This is a genomic window from Marinobacter salexigens (assembly GCF_018860765.1).
GTDB classification, from domain to species: domain Bacteria; phylum Pseudomonadota; class Gammaproteobacteria; order Pseudomonadales; family Oleiphilaceae; genus Marinobacter; species Marinobacter salexigens_A.
Genome location: NZ_JAHKPV010000001.1, coordinates 616,345 through 636,756 on the forward strand (window position 1 = coordinate 616,345; position 20,412 = coordinate 636,756).

General features: G+C 50.8%; 17 protein-coding genes. 11 read left to right on the forward strand and 6 right to left on the reverse strand.

Going from position 1 to position 20,412, the window contains the following annotated elements; genetic code table 11:
* Window positions 1-19 precede the first annotated feature (19 nt).
* The 4 genes from recF to dnaA form a co-directional block, all read right to left on the reverse strand.
* On the reverse strand, window positions 20-1,153 hold the full coding sequence (gene recF / locus KO508_RS02735) for a DNA replication/repair protein RecF (protein WP_216006793.1): 1,134 nt from the start codon (window positions 1,151-1,153) through the stop codon (window positions 20-22).
* Between the two features lie 129 nt (window positions 1,154-1,282).
* Complete coding sequence (locus KO508_RS02740; RefSeq protein WP_216006794.1) at window positions 1,283-2,554, reverse strand: ABC1 kinase family protein; 1,272 nt, start codon at window positions 2,552-2,554, stop codon at window positions 1,283-1,285.
* A 10-nt stretch (window positions 2,555-2,564) separates the two neighbouring features.
* Window positions 2,565-3,668: a DNA polymerase III subunit beta gene (gene dnaN, locus KO508_RS02745; protein ID WP_216006795.1), complete on the reverse strand. Its 1,104-nt coding sequence runs from the start codon at window positions 3,666-3,668 to the stop codon at window positions 2,565-2,567.
* A gap of 92 nt (window positions 3,669-3,760) precedes the next feature.
* Entirely contained in the window at window positions 3,761-5,227 is a 1,467-nt protein-coding gene (gene dnaA, locus KO508_RS02750; RefSeq protein ID WP_216006796.1) for a chromosomal replication initiator protein DnaA, read from the reverse strand.
* A gap of 697 nt (window positions 5,228-5,924) precedes the next feature.
* Here dnaA and rpmH point away from each other — a divergent pair.
* From rpmH to mnmE, 5 genes are all read left to right on the forward strand, one after another.
* Window positions 5,925-6,059, forward strand: a complete 135-nt coding sequence (gene rpmH, locus KO508_RS02755) for a 50S ribosomal protein L34 (RefSeq protein WP_008172542.1) — start codon at window positions 5,925-5,927, stop codon at window positions 6,057-6,059.
* Window positions 6,060-6,074: 15 nt separating this feature from the next.
* Window positions 6,075-6,482: a ribonuclease P protein component gene (rnpA, locus tag KO508_RS02760; protein ID WP_216006797.1), complete on the forward strand. Its 408-nt coding sequence runs from the start codon at window positions 6,075-6,077 to the stop codon at window positions 6,480-6,482.
* Complete coding sequence (yidD, locus tag KO508_RS02765) at window positions 6,482-6,775, forward strand: membrane protein insertion efficiency factor YidD (RefSeq protein WP_216006798.1); 294 nt, start codon at window positions 6,482-6,484, stop codon at window positions 6,773-6,775. The genes rnpA and yidD overlap by 1 nt, the downstream gene beginning before the upstream one ends.
* Window positions 6,776-6,779: 4 nt before the next feature.
* Window positions 6,780-8,510: a membrane protein insertase YidC gene (yidC, locus tag KO508_RS02770; RefSeq protein WP_216006799.1), complete on the forward strand. Its 1,731-nt coding sequence runs from the start codon at window positions 6,780-6,782 to the stop codon at window positions 8,508-8,510.
* A 93-nt stretch (window positions 8,511-8,603) separates the two neighbouring features.
* The gene (gene mnmE, locus KO508_RS02775; RefSeq protein WP_252737782.1) at window positions 8,604-9,992 is read left to right on the forward strand and encodes a tRNA uridine-5-carboxymethylaminomethyl(34) synthesis GTPase MnmE; all 1,389 of its coding nucleotides are present in this window, start codon (window positions 8,604-8,606) and stop codon (window positions 9,990-9,992) included.
* A gap of 11 nt (window positions 9,993-10,003) precedes the next feature.
* Here mnmE and KO508_RS02780 read toward each other — a convergent pair whose 3' ends face one another.
* Window positions 10,004-10,462: a YchJ family protein gene (locus KO508_RS02780; RefSeq protein ID WP_252737784.1), complete on the reverse strand. Its 459-nt coding sequence runs from the start codon at window positions 10,460-10,462 to the stop codon at window positions 10,004-10,006.
* Window positions 10,463-10,540: 78 nt separating this feature from the next.
* Between KO508_RS02780 and KO508_RS02785 the strand changes: the two genes are divergently transcribed.
* The 3 genes from KO508_RS02785 (at window position 10,541) to KO508_RS02795 (ending at window position 13,428) form a co-directional block, all read left to right on the forward strand.
* Window positions 10,541-11,209: a DUF2959 domain-containing protein gene (locus tag KO508_RS02785; RefSeq protein ID WP_252737785.1), complete on the forward strand. Its 669-nt coding sequence runs from the start codon at window positions 10,541-10,543 to the stop codon at window positions 11,207-11,209.
* Window positions 11,210-11,374: 165 nt separating this feature from the next.
* The gene (locus KO508_RS02790) at window positions 11,375-12,430 is read left to right on the forward strand and encodes a cytochrome-c peroxidase (RefSeq protein WP_216006800.1); all 1,056 of its coding nucleotides are present in this window, start codon (window positions 11,375-11,377) and stop codon (window positions 12,428-12,430) included.
* 242 nt (window positions 12,431-12,672) lie between these two features.
* A complete protein-coding gene (locus tag KO508_RS02795; protein ID WP_354667995.1) occupies window positions 12,673-13,428 on the forward strand; it encodes a substrate-binding periplasmic protein in 756 nt (251 codons plus the stop codon).
* Window positions 13,429-13,492: 64 nt separating this feature from the next.
* Here KO508_RS02795 and KO508_RS02800 read toward each other — a convergent pair whose 3' ends face one another.
* Window positions 13,493-15,313 (reverse strand): acyl-CoA dehydrogenase C-terminal domain-containing protein, encoded by a 1,821-nt coding sequence (locus KO508_RS02800; protein ID WP_216006801.1) that lies wholly within the window; start codon window positions 15,311-15,313, stop codon window positions 13,493-13,495.
* Window positions 15,314-15,603: 290 nt separating this feature from the next.
* Here KO508_RS02800 and KO508_RS02805 point away from each other — a divergent pair, with 290 nt between their 5' ends.
* Genes KO508_RS02805 through KO508_RS02815 form a run of 3 tightly spaced genes read left to right on the forward strand, consistent with a single transcriptional unit; the run spans window position 15,604 to window position 20,401 of the window.
* Window positions 15,604-16,152, forward strand: a complete 549-nt coding sequence (locus KO508_RS02805) for a DUF3833 domain-containing protein (protein ID WP_216007311.1) — start codon at window positions 15,604-15,606, stop codon at window positions 16,150-16,152.
* 37 nt (window positions 16,153-16,189) lie between these two features.
* Window positions 16,190-17,284, forward strand: a complete 1,095-nt coding sequence (locus KO508_RS02810) for an efflux RND transporter periplasmic adaptor subunit (protein WP_216006802.1) — start codon at window positions 16,190-16,192, stop codon at window positions 17,282-17,284.
* Between the two features lie 3 nt (window positions 17,285-17,287).
* On the forward strand, window positions 17,288-20,401 hold the full coding sequence (locus KO508_RS02815; protein ID WP_216006803.1) for an efflux RND transporter permease subunit: 3,114 nt from the start codon (window positions 17,288-17,290) through the stop codon (window positions 20,399-20,401).
* Window positions 20,402-20,412 lie beyond the last annotated feature (11 nt).

The following is a 20,412-nucleotide window of genomic DNA, read 5'->3' on the forward strand; positions in this document are numbered from 1 at the left end:
AAAGGTAGATCGGCCGGTTTTATTCTTCCTTCAATTTGCCATGTTCCACGTGGAACATTCGATAATCGGGTATCTGCTTACCCTGCCACAAAGACTCCGGATCGGGACGTTCAATAGCAGTAATAAATACCTGACAGCGTAATTCCTGTAACTTCCGAGCCAACATGCTTTTGTGGCTCTCATCGAGCTCGGCGTTAATATCATCAACCAGAAAGCTGACCTGCTTTCCATGATCATTTAACACCATACTCTGGGCAATTTTCATCAAGATAACGAGGGTCTTTTGCTGGCCTCGGGAAAACGTCTCCGCTACCGGTCGTCCTTGAAACTTGATGCGGATATCCGCACGGTTTGGCCCATATAGGGTATGCCCCATGCGTGCTTCCTGCTCCCTATGACGGACAAGCACATCTAAGAGGGACTGACTGGTGTCCCACCCGGGATAAAACTCAAGCTTTAATCCCTTAGTCCAGCTCACATCAACTTCGTGAACAAGACTGTCGAAGGCGCTTTTGAATTGATCAAAGGCCTGTTTCCGAGCATCGCTTATCCGTTCGCTCAGTGCCACGTACTGGGCATCCCAGATACGCAGCATGGATTCGTCTAGTCTACCATTTCTCAGCGTTTGATTCCGCTGTGATGTAACTCTCTGGCACTGTTGCCAACTCGATGCGAAGGAAGGTTCCACGTGGAACACGGCCCAATCCAAAAATTGCCGACGCTTTCCGGGGCCACTTGCTACGATGTCGAAAACACCGGGATCAATAACGGACACTGGCAAATGCGTCGCAAGAGAAGACAAACTTCGTACACTTTCCCCATCTACTCGAAGCGTCGTTTCCTTCTGGGACACATCTCGTGATATACCGAGCCGATGAGCAAGAGTATCTCCTGATATTTCATTACCTTCACTATCAAGTCCATGGTCCAGCCCTCCAAATACTGTGAATCGTTGCTGTCCATGCTGCACAACGGCTTGATGCCTGTTTACCCGAAAAGATCGCCCAAGCCCAAGATAGCCAATAGCTTCAAGCACGCTCGTCTTGCCACTGCCATTTTCGCCGTACAACAAATTAAAAGACGGTGAGAACGAAATAGCGTCGGCAGGGGATAGGTTGCGAAAAAACTCGGTATGAAGTTTTACCAGCGCCATAGAAAGCACAGCTCGTCGCGGCAACAAAAGGAATGGAATGCATCCATGAAAAAAGGCAGCGCTTCACGGTTTAGGTGAAAGGCTGCCTTAGTGTACAAAACCGGGATGGTGAAGGCGACCGCCTTTACTTTAGTGGAGCATGTTTAGACGGTCATCCATGAATACATCCATTTCTGGGGCAAGAATGTGTACGTAGCGGTCAAAATACAAGAACTGCTTCAGAAGCAATGCAAATTCCCGAGGAAAGTGGAGACCATGACTTTCACCCACTTTCACCATATCCATAAGAATGCTGTTCACATCGTCTTCCGCCTGATCGGCTTGGTAAGGCACATGGTCAGGCACCATTTTATCCATCTGTTGGTACAACGTACGTAAATCGGCCGCCAAATCAGCAGCTTTTACTGTCTGACTGGTGATGCCTATGCGAATCATCGCCTCGGCCATGCCGTCAAAATTGCCAACCATAACAGCCGAAATGAAGTCACTCACTGCCTGCCAAGTGTCTGGTCGGATGCGGCCAACAATACCAAAATCGATAAACCCCACACGCCCGTCTTTCAGAACCATTAAGTTACCCGCATGCACATCGGCATGGAAAAACTCACACTGGGTTAAACTGGAAAACCACGTGTTCATTGCAGTGATCAGTGTGCGTTCAGGGTCCTTTGCATAGCCTCGGATGCTCTCCAAGTCGGTAAGGGGAACACCGTAGAAACGCTCCATCGTCAGAATACGTCGAGTGCTGCAATGCTCATAAACAACAGGAACAGTGGCGTCTTCGTTGTGGGTATCGTGAAGGAAGTTTCGGAACACCTTTAGGTTGTTTGCTTCTTTGATGAAATCGCATTCTTCCATCATGGTGCGTTGAATTTCCTCCACAATCCCAGACAAGGATGTCCAAGATAGCTTGGGTGCCAAGGTTTCGAGAACGCGAGCCGAGATATACAGAAAGTTTAAATCGGTGAGCAAAATGTTCTCGACGCCCGGCTTCTGCACTTTAATCACAACATCTTCACCGGTGATCAATCGAGCAGCGTGAACCTGCGCAATCGACGCAGAGGCGAGGGCTACTGGATCAATCTCGGAAAACACTTGATCAATAGGGCGACCCAATTCTTCCCTAACGATCCGTTTAATAACACCAAACGGCAGGTTAGGCGTGCGATCCAAGCAATGCTGAAACTCTTCCACGTACTCTTTCGGGAAGAAGGTCGGTGAACTGGCTATAAACTGCCCCAGCTTGATATAGGTGGCACCCAGCGATTCAAATGTCTCACGCAACAAGCGCGGGGCAGGGGGCCGTTCACCACCAACCCATTTGACACCGGTGCGGCCCAATACAGATAGTGTTTGCCCAATCCTGAGAACGCCTTTGATTCCGTTCGTTACGGTGCCCATCTATCCTCTCCTATAGCCTCATCGGCATAACCACATAAAGACAGCGGTTATCATTGTACGATTCGATCAGTGCGCTGCTGTTGGGGTTAGACAAGGTAATCCTGACCTGATCTTCATCCAGCGCGTTCATAACGTCTATCAAATAGCCTACATTAAAACCGATTTGTAGGGATTCGCCCTGATAGTCGACTGGTAGCGCGTCTTCGGCCTGTTCCTGATCCGGGTTGTTGGCAAATACCTGAAGTTCGTTCGAGGCAAGATTGAGACGAACACCACGAATATTTTCATGGGAGAGAATACCCGCACGTTGAAGGGTATTCTTGAGTGTCGCACGATCCGCTAAGACAACCTTGTCGCCGCCCCGCGGAATCACACGGTTGTAGTCCGGAAACTTGCCTTCAATTAGCTTTGAAGTAAAGGTATAAGCCCCAACCGTAGCGCGCAGATGGTTGTCACCTATAACCAGCGTAACCGGCGTTTCTACATCATCCAAAAGACGTGACAACTCTAGAACACCTTTACGCGGCACGATCACTTGGCGCGGCTCTGCACACCCCGTGCTCAGCTCCACGTGCGCCATCGCCAAACGGTGGCCATCGGTTGCAACCGTGCGAACGTGATCCTTATCCACTTCAAACAGCAAACCGTTCAAGTAATAACGAACATCCTGTTGCGCCATGGCGAAAGCGGTAGCGTCGAACATGCGTCTGAGTTCTTTTTGCGGCAACTCTAGGCGGAAGCTCTCAGGCTCATCTTCCACGTTGGGAAAATGCTCAGCAGGTAAAGTCGACAAGGTAAAATGGCTGGCACCGCAGCGCACATGTAAGCGATCACCTTCCAACACCAGCTCAATGGGCGCTTCATCACCCAGTGCCCGACAAATATCCGAGAGTTTACGGGCAGGAACGGTAATTCGCCCAGGCTGGTCGACATGGACAGGCGTAACTCGCCCCACCAGCTCGACTTCCATGTTTGTACCGGTCAAAACCAAAGTATTGTCTTCGGCCACCAGTAACACGTTAGACAGTACCGGCATGGTCTGTTTTTTCTCTACAACACCGGCAATGCTTTGCAAGGGTATGAGCAGGGATTCACGGCTGATCGTCAGTTTCATGTCACTCAGCTTTCTATTGTTGGAAGGATGAATGTTATTTGCTTGGGCAACTCGCCCGCCTCACTGAACCAATTTAATCGTTGAATCAGAATTCAGGTAGTCAGCAATCTCATAAAGTTCTGATAGTCCTCGCGGATACCGGGATCCGTTTCCTGAAGTTCCACGATTTTCTTACATGCATGCAAAACGGTGGTGTGATCTCGGCCACCAAAAGCATCCCCGATCTCCGGCAAACTATGGTTAGTCAACTCTTTGGAGAGCGACATAGCAACTTGCCGGGGCCGGGTCACTACACGGGTTCGGCGCTTGGAGTGCAAGTCCGCAACCTTGATTTTGTAGTACTCGGCCACCGTGCGTTGAATGTTATCTATACTCACCTGCTTCTCGTGCAGGGCAAGTAGATCTTTCAAGCTTTCCCGAATAAACGGTGGGGTAATTTCCGAACCGGTGAAGTGGGCATTCGCTATCACCAAACGCAGGGCACCTTCGAGCTCTCTTACGTTTGAACGGATTTTTTGGGCGATAAAAAAAGCGGCTTCGCTGCTCAATTTAACATTAGTCTGCTCGGCCTTCTTCATCAAAATCGCTACCCGCGTTTCCAATTCTGGCGGCTCGACCATTACCGTAAGCCCCCAACCAAATCGGGATTTAAGGCGCTCTTCCATATCGACAATTTCTTTCGGAAACCGGTCACAGGTTACGATAACCTGTTGCCCACCTTCCAGAAGCGCGTTAAAAGTATGGAAAAACTCTTCCTGAGACCGCTCTTTACGGGCAAAAAACTGGATATCGTCAATCAATAGAGCGTCAACGGACCGATAATATCGCTTGAATTCGTTAATCGCGTTTAGCTGCAGTGCCTTTACCATATCGGCAACAAACCGCTCCGATCGCAGGTAGGCCACCTTGGCGTTCGGATTACGCCGCACGATGTCATTTCCGATCGCGTGCATAAGGTGGGTTTTACCAAGACCCACCCCCCCATATAAAAACAATGGGTTATAGGCACCACCGGGATTTTCTGCAACTTGCATGGAAGCGGCTCGGGCAAGTTGGTTCGATTTACCTTCTACAAAGGTATCGAACGTGAAGCCTTCATTTAGAAAGCTCTGGTGCTTGATATCACCTTCTACCTGAACCGGGCGGCGTCCACCGTTGGACCTATACTCATTGAGCTGGGCTTGGCGATTCCCCCCGGAGGTAGCTGCGACACCCCGCTCCTCCTCCGTGACTTTGCCACCGGATTCTTCCTGAGTTCGCTGGTTCGCCTCCCGCTGAACCAATTCTGAGCGCACTACCGGCTCACTTTCACGGGGAGCAGAGCCAACTTTCATCCCAACTCTGGGGGCCTGCCCGCCGTTCAAATCTTTAAGTACTTCCTCTATACGCCGAAGATACTTCTCACTAACCCAGTCCATCACAAACCGGTTAGGTGCAAATAACATCAGTTGCCCTTCCCGGTGATCAGACTGAAGGGGCCTGAGCCAGGTATTAAACTGTTGTGCGGGAAACTCGTCCCGGAGTACTTCAAGACATTGATGCCACAATCTATTCGGCACGACAGTCCGCTCCCGATAACCCATTAGTTTCTCGAACCGGACAAAAACTGTCCGATCCCGAAAGATGACCACGAATTCTAACCTGTCGGCCCTTTCAGTAAAAGAGCAAATGCCTCATCATAAACAGGCTGTGGAAATTAATAATGTTATTTATCATGACATTACACACTTGTGTACAGGCTTGTGTACAGAAAAATCCTTTTTCGAAGTTACACACAACCCTGTGTGTACAACCAACCTTCAGTTCTGTGTGCAACTACCTTGTCTCCAGGTGGATAACTTAAGAACCTCCTAGCAATTTAACTTATCCACAATCCGTAATCGTCTCATCCACAGGGCTCAAGTGGGGTTTTCCGATGCCTTGTGAATGCTGCAAATTATTGAATTTAAGACGTAAAATCGGCTTTTCCACAGAAAACCGTCTACGTAATAACAGTAATAATAGAATTCTTTAAAGAATATTAAAAAGACCTATAGTTACTATTATTCTGGTCAGTACCCGAAGACCATCTGGCTTCGATCAATTCCAGATGCCACCACCGGATTCGACATCGGCATAAACCACTACCAATAAACGTTGAACCCAACGTCGAATTTGCATAGAATGCCGCTCCTGTTTTGGCTATTAATTTTCCAGCCAACTCTCGAATGTTTAATACACGCGAATGTCCAATACACGAATTGTGAGATAGTCACCATGAAAAGAACGTTTCAACCAAGCGTACTGAAGCGTAAGCGCGTTCACGGTTTCCGCGCCCGTATGGCAACCGCTAACGGTCGCAAAGTGATTTCCCGTCGCCGCGCCAAAGGCCGTGCACGTCTGTCTGCGTAATCTGTCGTTCGCCTTATGAAGGCTTTGAATTTCCCGAAATCGCATCGCCTATTGCGACCTGCTGATTACGGCAAAGTCTTCAACGACGTACAGATGAAGGTTCCGCACAGGAATTTTCTGATTCTGGCTACTCCGAATAATCTCGGACATGCCAGAATTGGTCTTGTGTTTGCGAAAAAGAACCTGAAACTGTCCGTTCAGCGAAACCGGATCAAACGTCAGGTACGGGAAACGTTCCGTCACCAACCTGATCTTCCGGGAATGGATATCATTGTTCTTGGACGCCAGGGGCTTGCAGTTTTGGACAATCAAACCGTCCGGGCCTCACTGAATAGCCTTTGGCAACGGCTGGCTAAGAAATATCATCAGCTACCGCCATCTCGACCAGTAGATTCTCGTTCTACCGGTGAGGGAAAAGGTTAATGAGCAAGTTGCTTCTCTTTCCCATCCGTTTTTATCAATATGCCATCAGCCCGCTTATGGCTAATCATTGCCGTCACTACCCAACCTGCTCACAATATGCAGTCGAAGCTATCTCTCATCATGGTTCGCTGAAAGGCCTTTATCTTTCTGTAAAACGTTTATCGAGATGTCATCCATGGGCAGAAGGCGGGTATGATCCAGTACCTGGTACGATGCACTCTGTACCAGACGATACAACATCCTGTTGCCCTCAGGCTGACAACCCATCTATAACAACCCAGACCAGACAGTAACTCTATGGATATTCAACGCATCGTATTATTTGCCGGCCTGGCTATTGTCAGTTATCTGATGGTGCTTGCCTGGAACGAAGACTACCATCAGCCGGTTCCTACTGAGCAGGTGGCAGAAACTGGGCGCATCCAGACAGATAACAGTTCTGTGGGCAGCGATGCCATGGTGCTTCCGGGTGAAGCGGCAACATCTACTCACAGCACCAGAAATTCTTCTAGCGAAGAGTTTGCAACCCCTGAAAGCGATCAAACCGTATCCAGTTCAACCAACTCTGACGTCACGGTTAGCGACCAATATATAAAAGTTCGTACTGACCTACTCGATCTAGAGATTGACCGTGTTAGCGGGAATCTCGTTAGAAGTTCGCTACTCGCTTATAACAAAACGTTAAATAGTAAGGAGCCGCTCAAGCTTCTGAACAACACAGAAAACCGGTTTTATGTACTTGAAAGTGGTCTTATAGGCCAAAACGGACCAGATAGCGCAAAAAATGGTCCAGCCCCTGTATATGCCACCGAAGCAACCAGCTATGAACTCGCTGAGGGTGAAAACGAGCTGACCGTTAACCTGGTACACACCATGGAAAATGGTGTTCAGATCACAAAGCGTTTCCAATTTTCCCGTGACAGCTACGAGATTGATGTTCGCTATCTGATTAATAACCAATCCAGTGAAAACTGGCAGGCAAACTTTACCGGTAAAATCGTTCGTGACCAGTCACCAGATCCCACCTCCGGGCCCAGCATGGGCATTAAAGCGTTTCTCGGCTTAGTAACAAGTTCCCCGGAAGACCCTTATGAAAAGTTCGATTTTGGTGATTTAGAAGAAAAGCGCATCAATGAAACCGTTACCAACGGCTGGATGGCATTTCTTCAACACTACTTCCTAGCAGCCTGGGTACCAGAAAGAGATCAACCGGCACAGTTCCAAACTACCCGTCGCGGGCCATTGCATGTCATGGGTTTTGTTTACCCCGCAACAACCGTAGCGCCGGGAGCAACCACAGAGATTGGTGCCCGAGCCTATATTGGTCCGAAGATCATCGACCGTCTTGAAGCCGTTGCCCCCAACCTTGATCGCACTGTGGATTTCGGCTGGCTATTCTTTATCTCACTGCCCTTGTTCATCATTATGGAATGGTTCCACAGCCTAGTAGGCAACTGGGGCGTTTCCATTATCCTGCTTACCGTTCTGGTGAAAGCGGTATTTTTCAAACTTTCTGCAACCAGCTATCGCTCCATGGGCCGCATGCGTGCCGTTGCGCCTCAGCTCACCAGACTGAAAGAGCTGTACGGTGATGATCGCCAGCGTATGTCGCAGGAAATGATGGCGCTTTACAAGAAAGAAAAAATCAATCCGCTGGGTGGGTGTTTGCCGATTCTTGTACAGATGCCGGTATTCATCTCCTTGTACTGGGTACTTTTCGAAAGCGTACAACTGCGCCATGCGCCCTTCATGCTGTGGATTCAGGATCTTTCCGTCATGGATCCTTACTTCATTTTGCCGATCCTGATGGGCGCCAGCATGATGTTGCAAATGAGCTTGAACCCAACACCTCCGGACCCGATGCAAGCGAAAATCATGAAGTTGATGCCAGTAGTATTTACCATCTTCTTCCTTTGGTTCCCGGCTGGTTTGGTACTTTACTGGTTAGTAAACAATATTCTTTCGATCAGCCAGCAGTGGTACATTACCCGGAAAATCGAAGCAGAAATGGCCACTAAAAAACACTGATTCAGTGGCTAATTGACTATCCAGTAAAGGCTCCGTAAAGGGGCCTTTACTGTTTAAGGAATGCAGTAAACTGTAGTGTAAGAGGCAAACTTCATGAGCCAGAACTCAGTTATCTCCAATATGCCTGACACCATAACAGCCATAGCCACGGCACCTGGTCAGGCCGGGGTCGGTATTGTTCGGGTATCCGGCCGGCTGGCAAAAAGCATTGCCACGGCAATGCTTGGATATACACCAAAGCCCAGATATGCCCACTACGGAGCCTTTCTGGATCAGAGCGGTGAGCTAATTGACGAAGGCATTGGTCTATTTTTCCCGAACCCCCATTCGTTTACCGGCGAAGATGTTTTCGAATTGCAGGGGCACGGCGGCACCATCATTCTGGATGTACTGTTGCGGGAAGTTTGCCTACTTGGGGCTAGGTTAGCTCGCCCTGGCGAATTCTCTGAGCGGGCATTTTTGAACGATAAATTAGACCTTGCCCAAGCAGAGGCTATTGCCGATCTTATAGAAAGCAGTTCAGAGCAAGCTGCGCGCTGCGCCGTCCGATCCATGCAGGGTGTGTTTTCTCGGCGGATAGATACGTTGGTTGAAGCAGTGACGCACTTACGGATTTACGTTGAAGCAGCCATCGATTTTCCCGAAGAGGAAATCGATTTTCTGGCTGATGGAAAGGTTGCAACGGATCTGCAGACACTGCTGGAACAACTCGAAGGCATTTTGGCTGAAGCCCAGCAGGGAACAATTCTACGGGACGGCATGAAGGTAGTGATTGCTGGCCGACCCAATGCGGGGAAGTCCAGCCTTCTAAATGCTCTGGCCGGTCGCGAAGCGGCCATAGTAACGGCTATTGAAGGCACCACCCGGGATGTTCTGCGAGAACATATTCACATTGATGGGATGCCCCTGCATATCATTGATACGGCAGGCCTACGCGATAGCCCGGATGAAGTGGAACAAATCGGTATAGCCCGGGCTTGGGATGAAATTCGCCAAGCCGATCGCATTCTGCTGATGGTGGATGCTACCACTACAGATAAAACCACACCCCACGAAATCTGGCCGGATTTTATCGATCAACTACCAGATTCGGCGCCGGTTACCGTCATTCGTAACAAAGTAGATTTGAGCGGAGAGAGCGTCGGGATTTCAGAGCCATCCGGAGAAGCAACTCCGGTGATACGCCTTGCTGCCAAGTCCACAAAGGGCCTTGAGGTACTTAGGGATCACCTTAAACACTGTATGGGTTTTGCCAGTACGACCGAAGGTGGCTTTCTAGCTCGGCGGCGGCACTTGGATGCATTGGAGCGCGCTCGTAAATCCCTACTTCAAGGTCAGGCTCAGCTTGAGGGCTATGGCGCTGGCGAGCTGTTGGCCGAAGATTTACGGGCGGCTCAGGATGCGCTTGGTGAAATTACCGGGCAGATTACGCCGGATGAACTGCTTGGGAAGATTTTTGGGTCGTTTTGTATCGGGAAGTAAAACCAAAAACCTCACAAACAACACGCCTTAAACTTCCTGCCGCTACCACATGGGCAGGGGTCATTGCGTCCGGGCTTTAAAATACCTTCTTGCGGTTCCCCCTGTAGATAAACCCAGCGCCCATCTTCCCGCACAAACTCCGAATCCTCTTGTAGGAAGCCCCACCCGGGGTTGAGTCGGTAAATGGCTTGAAAGTGTACGCGACCCTTATCGCCACTTTCGCTGCTTTCCAGAATACGCAGCGATGCCCAGTCCGGTGATCTGTCTAGATCCAGTTCTGCTGGCTGAGTGCTGTGGTGCCAGCTTGTGCGCAGGTAGTCCTCCAGCTTCAGCACATATGCGCTAAAACGTGAGCGCATTAGGGCTTCGGGATTGGGAGCAATTGCGCCTTGGTGGTAGCGCTGGCAGCAGTCTGCGTATGGGCTCTGGTTGCCACAGGGGCAGTGTGGGATAGTAGTTTGCTCTGTCATTATTTTGTAGCATTTGCGTCAGGGATTAAGCTTGCAGTATAACAACCACGCCCAGTCACCAAAGGATTGATTCAAACCATGTTTACCGAAACCACTAAAGCTTCTTTATTCACCCGGCTAACCGGCTTAATTGGTCTGGTGCTGGTACTCGGTGGTTGCAGTTCAATGTATTACAGCACGATGGAAAAGTTCGGCGTTGAAAAACGCGATATTCTGGTGGATAGGGTGGGGGATGCTAGAGATTCCCAGAGTGATGCCCGCGAAACCTTCCGCTCGTCTCTGGAACACTTCCAGAGCGTGGTGGACACGCCAGAAACTACGCTACAGGAAAAATATAATGTCATCAGTGACGCTTATGATGACAGCCTTAAATCGGCAAATAAGGTACGGGATCGTATCGAAGCGGTTGAAGATGTATCCGAAGCCTTGTTCGAAGAGTGGGAAGATGAACTGGATCTGTACGAAAGTGCCTCACTTAGGAACACCAGTAAGCGAAGGCTAGATGAGACCCGCAAGTTATACAGCAGCTTAATTACCCGAATGCATCAGGTTGAAAAGCGTATGGACCCTGTGCTCGAAGCATTTGAAGATCAGGTGCTTTTTTTGAAGCATAACCTTAACGCTCAGGCGATAGGTTCCCTCGAGGACGAGTTGGGGCAGATTCGACAGGATGTAGATAGCCTTGTTCGTGACATGGAAGCATCCATCGCGGAATCTGAATCATTTATACAACGGTTTCGTGAATAACCCGCTTGAGGCTTGAGTTAATAAAACCATGCGTTGAATTCCTGAATTTGACAGTCGTCAATTTTGTTACACGTAATGCCGCCTGCCGTGCTCCTTTCATTTACAAAAGTTAATCTTCTGATAGCTTGAGATGTAGTAACTACCCGCAAATGAGAGAGCAGAAAAATGAAACGGCAAACACTTAAATTGGCTATCGCTGTCAGTCTGGGTATTACTGCAGGAACCGCAATGGCGGTGGACTTGCAGGATCGTGCGCGGGACATGTTTTCGGCGATACCCCAGTATCCACCAGTTATTGATGGCAATGAGTTGACCGAAGCAAAACTTGAGCTTGGCAAAATGCTATTTTTCGAGCCCCGCTTGTCTGCAAGCCACCTGATTTCCTGCAATACCTGCCATAACGTAGGCATGGGTGGGCACGATTACCTTCCTGTTTCTATCGGCCACGGTTGGCAGAAGGGGCCACGAAACTCGCCTACGGTATTCAACGCTGTTTTTAACGCTGCCCAGTTCTGGGATGGCAGGGCGGCGGACCTTGCGGAGCAGGCGAAAGGGCCGGTTCAGGCGGGCGTAGAGATGAGCAGCACGCCGGAGCGCGTGGTAAAAACCCTGTCCAGCATGCCAGCTTATGTTGAGAAGTTTGGCCAAGCCTTTCCCGGTGAGGATAACCCGGTAACTTTCAACAATATGGCTATAGCAATTGAGGCCTATGAAGCAACGCTGATTACGCCGGATGCCGATTTTGACAAATTCCTGCGTGGTGATAAAACAGCCTTGAACGAGCAGGAACAGGAAGGATTGGCGCTGTTTATGGATAAGGGCTGTGTGGCCTGCCACGCCGGCGTTAATCTGGGCGGTCAGGCATACTATCCGTTTGGTCTGGTGACCAAACCTGGTGCCGACATTCTGCCTACCGGCGACAAAGGCCGTTTTGCAGTAACCTCGACCGCTTCTGATGAATATGTATTTAGGGCATCTCCTCTGAGGAATATCGAGCTGACCGCGCCTTATTTCCACTCTGGTGCAGTTTGGAGTCTGGAAGAAGCTGTTGCTGTTATGGGTACCGCTCAATTGGGAGCAGAACTGAATGATGGGGAAGTTAAGTCCATCACTGCTTTCCTGAAAACCCTGACAGGAAAAATCCCCGAAGTACGATATCCTGAGCTGCCACCAAGCACCGACGATACCCCGAAACCGGAATCCATGGTCGCGCCGCAGTGAGCTAAGCAATGAGTTAAAATTTGTTTGGCTCTGTTATTCCGAACTCTGCTTATTCGGGGTGACAGAGCCATTCTAACTTGGCCATATCCACACCTCCGAATGCTGTTTTACATAACGATACACCTTTAAATACAAACTCTACTCGTCTTGAACTACACTTTCGTAGTTTGCTTTCTGATGTGTCGAGAGGTCATGTTTCGGGACGTTTTCTAGAGATTGTGAGAGATAGAAGGAGAGTATCTGTGTGTAAAGGTGTTCGTCTAATAGCGCTAATGCTGGCTTTGTTCGGGAGCTTGGCGGCGGTGCCTGCCTCCGCATCGGAAAAGTTGTACCTCTATACTGAGAACTTCCCTCCGTACAATATGAGTGCGACTGGGCGTGCCTTTGAGCACAATGAAAACAGTATCGATGGCATTTGCACAGAAATGGTGAAAGCCATTTTGCAAGCCACGGATTTGGATTACGTTATCAAATTGCGTAACTGGAATTATGGCTATAACCGGGCTTTGTCGAAAGCTAACCATGGTATTTTCTGCACAACTTACACGGAAGAGCGCGCGCCCCTGTTCAAGTGGGTTGGGCCATTGGCGCAGAATCTTTGGACGGTTTTTGCGCCGCCGGGAAGCACGTTTACAATGGAAAAGCTTGAGGATGCAAAAGGGAAAACCATTGGAGGCTATCGCAATGATGTCCGTAGCGAGTACCTCCTTAAACGTGGATATGATGTGTCTGTGATTGACAGTGATGACCTCAATCCCAAGCGTTTGGTTTTAGGTCAAATTGATCTATGGATTGCAGAGCGCCTTGCAGGTCCCTATCTGGCCTCGCAACAGGATGTTGAAGGCTTGGTTCCGGTGTTCTCGTTTAACGATGTTGATCTATATCTAGCAATGAGCCCGGATACACCCGATGAGGTTATTGAAGAGCTCAACGAAGCTCTTGAAATCACGAAGAAAGACGGAATATTTGACGCTATTGGTACGAAATATGGCCTGTAGACACGAGCACGCACTATAAAAATTCCCGGGTAGAAACTACCCGGGACAAAAATCACCGGATAACTTATCCAGTGAAGGCCATATCGTCCGCACTTATTTGCATCAGATTTTTACTAGAGCTCAGCATACTGCTTGCGTGTGCCTGAGCTCTGGGGAGTAAACGCTCATAATAAAAGTCTGCAGTTGCCAGCTTAGTGTTATAGAAAGCTTCTGATTCATTGCCCCCCTTATCCAGACAATTAGTTGCCGCAACAGCTTGTCGAGCCCACATGTAAGCCATAGTCACGTAGCCGCTATACATCAGGAAGTCGTACGAAGCGGAACTGACAACGTCACGATCTTTGCGGGCTGCAAACATAATCCGCATCGTGAGTAGGTTCCACTGAGCCGTGAGTTTAAGCAGTTCCAGAGCGAAGGGACGTAATCGGCTGTCGGTCAGATGCTTGCGAGCAAAATTGGCAATTCGGGCCGTAAAATCACGAACCGCACCACCTTTGGTGGTTAGCAATACCTTGCGGCCAAGTAGATCCAGCGCCTGAATACCGGTGGTGCCTTCGTACAGTGTGGCAATCCGGGTATCCCGGGCAATCTGTTCCATGCCATGTTCGCGAATGTAGCCGTGGCCTCCAAACACCTGCATACCAAGGTTTGCTGCCTCGTTACCCAGTTCCGTGAGGAAACCTTTCAGAATCGGGGTCAAAAAGCCCAGTTTGTCATCGTACTTGGCTGCCTTTTTCTCATCGCCAGCGGAATAGCCTTCAACCATATGGTCTGCCAAGCGAGCAGCGTCATACAGCATGGCGCGGCCACCTTCGGCAATGGCTTTCTGGGTGAGCAGCATGCGGCGCACATCGGCGTGGTGAATCAAACTATCGGCTACATAGTCCGGGTCCTTTTTACCGGAAAGTGCGCGCATGGAGCGGCGCTCCTTGGCATAGTCCAGAGCCCACTGATAAGAGAGTTCAGCGGGGCCAACACCTTGAATGGCGGTACCGATACGAGCGGTGTTCATAAAGGTGAACATGCACTCCAGACCTTCGTTCTCGGGGCCGATCAGGTAGCCGGTTGCACCATCGAAATTCATCACACAAGTAGCAGATGCCTTAATGCCCATTTTCTTTTCGAGGCTGCCACATACCACGGCGTTACGCTCACCTACGCCAACTTCGGCTGTGGGTACAAACTTGGGCACAATGAACAGGCTGATGCCGCGGGTGCCCTTGGGCGCGTTCGGCAGACGAGCCAAAACAATGTGAATAATGTTCTCGGTAAGATCGTGGTCGCCGGAAGAAATAAAGATTTTGGTGCCGGTAACCTTGTAGGTGCCATCTGTCTGTGGCTCGGCTTTGGTTTTTACCTGGCCCAGATCAGTGCCGCACTGGGGCTCGGTCAGGCACATGGTGCCGGCCCAGCGGCCCTCGGTCATCGGCGTAAGATAGGTGTCTTTCTGGTCGTCAGTACCATGCAAAAAGATGGTGTTCATGGCACCCATGGACAAGCCCGGGTACATGGAGAACGACCAGTTCGCGGTGCCCATCATCTCTTGCTTCAGCAGGCCCATGGAGGCAGGTAGGCCCTGCCCGCCGAATTCTTCCGGGGCAGAGAGCCCTTGCCAGCCGCCCATCACATATTGGTTATAGGCTTCTTTGTAGCCTTTCGGGGTGGTTACCTCGCCATCTTTAAGCGTACAGCCTTCTTCATCACCAGGCTGGTAAAGGGGGCTCAGCTGTTCTTCACAGAAGCGAGCGCACTCGGAGAGGATCGCGTCAACAATATCCGGGGTTGCGTTCTCCCCACTGGCCAGAGAGGCGTAGTGTTTTGGGTAATCAAACACGTCGTTAAGCAGAAACTTCATGTCACGCAAAGGCGCCTTGTATACCGGCATAATTAATCCTCTGTACAGGTCTGAAAATCTGAAAGTAGGGCTATTCATTGCAAAGTTGGTTGTTGTTTTACGGCATTCCGCTTCGGCTTCCATTGACGAAAAGCGCCCAACGCAATGTCAATAAAGACAGTTAATGAGCTCTGCCTTAAGTATCTTTTGATCGAAGACCCACCCTTGGGCGTATTTAAGTAACACGCGTTGAACTGTGAATTTTTGATGGAATTTCTGACTTAAAAAGCCCTTTGGAGAGCCCTATGGCTAGTGTAAAAAAGATGCAAAACTCGCGTTCTATGATTCCCAAAATAGGTAAGCGCTCTATACTCATTTTTATAACGGTTTTGGGGTTGTTGAGTGGGTGTTCCGGGCCAGCTTTAACCGACTACGCAGAGCGTGGCCCCAAGCTTGTTCCAGAAAACTTTTTTAGCGGTGAACTTAGTGCCCGTGGTGTGGTCAAGGACATGTCCGGTGAAGTGATTCGCACATTTGATGCGGATATTTCAGCATCTTGGGACAACACTGGGGTGGGTACGCTGGATGAAGAATTCCGTTTTGATGACGGCGAAGTCCAAACCCGGATTTGGACCCTAACGCCTTCGGATACTGCCGATAGCTATCATGCCGAGGCGGGCGATGTGGTAGAGCCCGGCACCATGCGGTGGAGTGGGAATACCATTCATATGAATTATGTGCTTCGCATAGCCTATGGTGATGGAACTGTGGATGTGCGAATGGACGACTGGATGTATCTTGTTACGCCCGATACCTTGATCAACCAAACCACTATGAGCAAATGGGGGGTTGATGTCGGTGAGCTTGTACTTGTGATTCAGAAAAAATAACACCCGGCATTAGCCGGTCTGTCTGCTGGAAAATTTTATGTTGAAGCAATGGTTGATCGGTTTGCTGCTGGTGGTATTGGCAGTTGGTGGTGCTCTGGCTTATCGCAACTTCGTTGGCCCGGTGCAGGAGCAAGTTGCCCAAGAGCGACCAGCCAGTGCAGTTAACACTGTACTTCCAGTAACCGACACCGTGCGCGATCAGGTAGCGGCGGTTGGTAACTTGAAAGCGGTGAATGCCGTTGAGTTAACCACAGAAACAAGCGGCCGTGTGATGGAGATCAACCTGAAATCCGGCCGGCAGGTGAAGCAGGGTGATGTGCTGTTGCGGCTGGATGATCGGCAGGCAAGGGCAGATCTGGGTGTTATCGAAGCGCAACTGGCAGACGCCCGGCGCCAATACGAGCGCGCCCGGAGTCTGAGAGACAAAAACAGTATTTCCCAGTCTTTGGTGGATGAACTCCGAACAGCCGTAGAAGTGTCTGAAGCCCAGCATGCCGCGGCCCGTGTTCGGCTTGAAAACCACCTTATAGAAGCGCCGTTTGCCGGTGTAACAGGCCTAAGTGATATTAGCATTGGTGCATATTTAACGGCGGGTACACGGGTAACCACACTGGATGCCACCTCTCGCATGGAACTCAATTTTTCCGTTCCCGAGCGCTTTCTTGGCCAGATCAGCCCCGGCCAGAAAGTGCAGGGCAAATCGTCCGCCTATCCCGACTTGATGTTCAGTGGCGTACTGGTTGAGTTGGGCAGCCGTATTGACGAGCTAAGCCGCTCTTTACCGGTCCGCGCGCTTATCGATAATACTGAGGGCCGTTTGCGCCCGGAGCAATTCATGTCTGTGAGCCTGACCTTGCGTGAACGGCAGGCTCTGGTTATTCCGGAGCAGGCGGTGATGCTCCGTGGTGCAGAGAAATATGTGTTTGTTGCGGAAGATGGAATTGCCCGACGTGTGAACGTCACCTTGGGTGCGCGCATGCCCGGGAGCGTGGAAGTTGCTGAAGGACTAACGGCCGATGACCAAGTGATTGTAACCGGCCAGGATCGGCTGAGCAGTGGTGAACGTATCCGGGTAGTGGATGATGAAACCGCCATTCCCGATAATCGGTTCACCAGTGTTGTGGGGTCGTAAGCGGTGATACTTTCAGATATTTCCATAAAACGCCCGGTTTTTGCCACGGTTCTCAGCCTGCTGATTGTGGTGTTTGGCTTGACTGCCCTAATGGGCCTTCCGGTGCGTGAATATCCTGATATTGACCCGCCCATAGTGTCGATTTCCACGAATTACACCGGCGCTGCCGCCGATGTGGTGGACACCCAGATTACCCAAGTGATCGAGGGGGCGATTAGTGGTATTGAAGGGATTCGGACCATTGAATCCTCTACCGAACAAGGCGATTCCCGCACCAGTATCGAGTTTTCCACTTCCCGGGATGTAGATATCGCCGCCAACGATGTGCGCGATGCGGTATCCCGAGTTGCCAACCAGCTGCCGGACGAGGCGGACCCACCCATTATCCGCAAAGCGGATTCCGATGCCCGCCCGATGATGTGGGTAACTTTGCGTAGCGAGGTCTGGGACAGTGCCGAACTGAGTGATTATGCGGACCGGGTTCTGGCAGATAGATTGGCTGTGGTGGACGGCGTTGCCGATGTGCGCATTGGTGGCGAGCGCCGTTATGCCATTCGCGTGTGGCTCGACCGGGAGCGTCTGGCCGCCCGGGATATTACCGTGGCCGAGGTAGAGCGGGCATTACGTGCCAATAACGTGGAATTACCGGCGGGTTCGGTAGATTCTTCCACGCGCAACTTTTCCGTTCGCACAGAAGGCCGCCTGACCAAAGTTGAAGAATTCCGTGAACTGGTGATTCGCCGGGATGGCAATCAATTGCTGCGTCTTGGAGAAGTTGCGGATGTGCACATGGGCGTGGAGTCCGATATTGGACGTTTGCGGGCCAACGGCCAAACGGCCATCGGCATGGGTATTATTCGCCAATCCAAGGCCAATACTGTGGCGGTATCGGATGCTGTCCGAGCTGAGCTGGACAAAATACGGGAAACCCTACCCCCGGAAATCTCTATTACCGAAAGCTACGATGAATCCATTTTTATCCGCGCTTCCATTAGCGAGGTAATGACCACTCTGGCCATTGCCGTGTCTCTGGTCATTCTCGTGATCTTCCTATTTCTGCGTTCGTGGCGCGCAACCCTGATTCCCGCCGTAACCATTCCTGTAGCAGTGATCGGTGCCTTTATTGGCCTCGGATTTCTAGGCTTTTCGGTTAACGTACTCACTTTGCTGGCGGTGATTCTTGCCATTGGTCTGGTGGTGGACGATGCCATAGTGATGCTGGAAAACATTCAGCGTCGTATTGATGGAGGTGAGCCGCCGTTGCTGGCGGCTTATCGCGGCGCCAAGCAGGTGGCCTTCGCGGTTATTGCTACAACGCTGACGTTGGTGGCGGTGTTTGTGCCCATCTCGTTTATGGGGGGCAACATTGGGCGGCTGTTTGCGGAGTTTGGTTTTACGCTGGCAGCAGCGGTGGTGGTGTCCAGTCTGGTGGCGCTTACCCTTGCCCCGATGCTTTGTTCAAAGTGGCTCAGACACAGTCCCGAGAGTGCGGAAGGGCATCGGTTTTGGGCAGCAAGCGAGAAAGTGCTGAACGGCCTTACTAACGGCTATGAACGTCTGCTGCGATTCTCTCTCAATCAGGCGGGCTTAGTGCTGGGTTTGGGGCTTGTGGGGCTGGTTGTTGCTGTAGTTATCTACCCGCAATTGCCTCAGGAATTGGCACCTACGGAAGACCGAGGCGTTATCATTATGCCCGCTAATGCCCCTCGGGGCTCCACAGTGGAGTTTACTGACCATTACGCACGCAAGGCTGAAGAGAAACTTCTACCCTATCTGGAATCCGGTGTCGCCAGTCGCCTGCTTTCTATTGTCGGGTTCCGAAACGAGGAAGACAACGCCTTCATGATCATGGGCCTTGCGCCATGGGAAGAGCGGGACATAAAACAGCAGCAGATTACCAGTGAAATACGCAACAAACTGCGTGATGTTGCAGGGATGCGGATTGTAGCCATAGACCCGCCGGGGCTGGGCCAGAGAGGCTTTAGCCAACCGGTAGAATTTGTTATTGCTGGCCCGGATTACGAATCCGCCCGAGTTTGGGGTGAGGAAATCGTTGCTTTGGCTAAGGAAAATCCGGATCTGCTAAACGTGCAAACGGATTTCGAACTCACCCGGCCAGAGTTGCTCCTGAAAATTGATCGCGAGCGGGCGGCCGATCTGGATATCACCATCGAGGATGTTGGCCTGACGCTGCAAACCATGCTGGCATCCCGGCAGGTGACCACCTATCAGGATCGTGGCCGCGAATACGATGTGATTGTGCAGGCGGCCGACGCCGACCGTGCTACGCCAGCTGATTTAGGGCAGATCTTTCTGCGGCCTAGAGAGGGCGGCACACTCATACCCCTGCAGGCTCTGGTAACGGTTGACGAGCTTGGCGCAAACCCAGATTTACGCCGTATCGACCGACTGCCGGTTGTGGTAGTCAGCGCGTCGTTAGGAGATGGCTACGATTTGGGCTCGGCACTGACTTACCTGAACAATCTGGCTGTGGATAACCTGCCGCCCGAAGCAAGGGTGAGCTACCGGGGCATGTCCCGGGAATTCCAGGAATCGTCCTCGGCGATTTATGTCACCTTTGGTTTGGCCTTTATTATCGTATTTCTGGTGTTGGCGGCCCAGTTTGAAAGCTGGATTCACCCGCTCATCATCATGCTTCCGGTGCCATTGGCGGTAACCGGTGCACTGCTGGCGTTGTGGTGGAGCGGTATTAGCCTGAATATATATAGCCAGATAGGGATCATCATGCTGTTGGGGCTTATGTCAAAAAACGGCATATTGATTGTAGAGTTTGCCAACCAACTGCGGGATGAAGGTTACGCGGTGAAGGATGCAATTCTGGAGGGAGCCTCCTTGCGCTTCCGGCCCGTGTTGATGACCACTATATCCACCGTCTTTGGTGCAGTGCCTCTGGTTATAGCGACGGGAGCCGGTGCGGAAAGCCGGGCGGCGATAGGTATGGTGATTCTGGGCGGGCTGATCTTTGCGACCACACTTACCTTGTTTATCATTCCGGTGCTCTATAATCTGCTGGCTGGCTTTGCCAAATCGGCAAATGCGGTTGAGCATGAGTTGGAACGTCAAGCGTCTCTGCCTCAGGCAAATTCGTTAGACTGAAGCGAAACCTA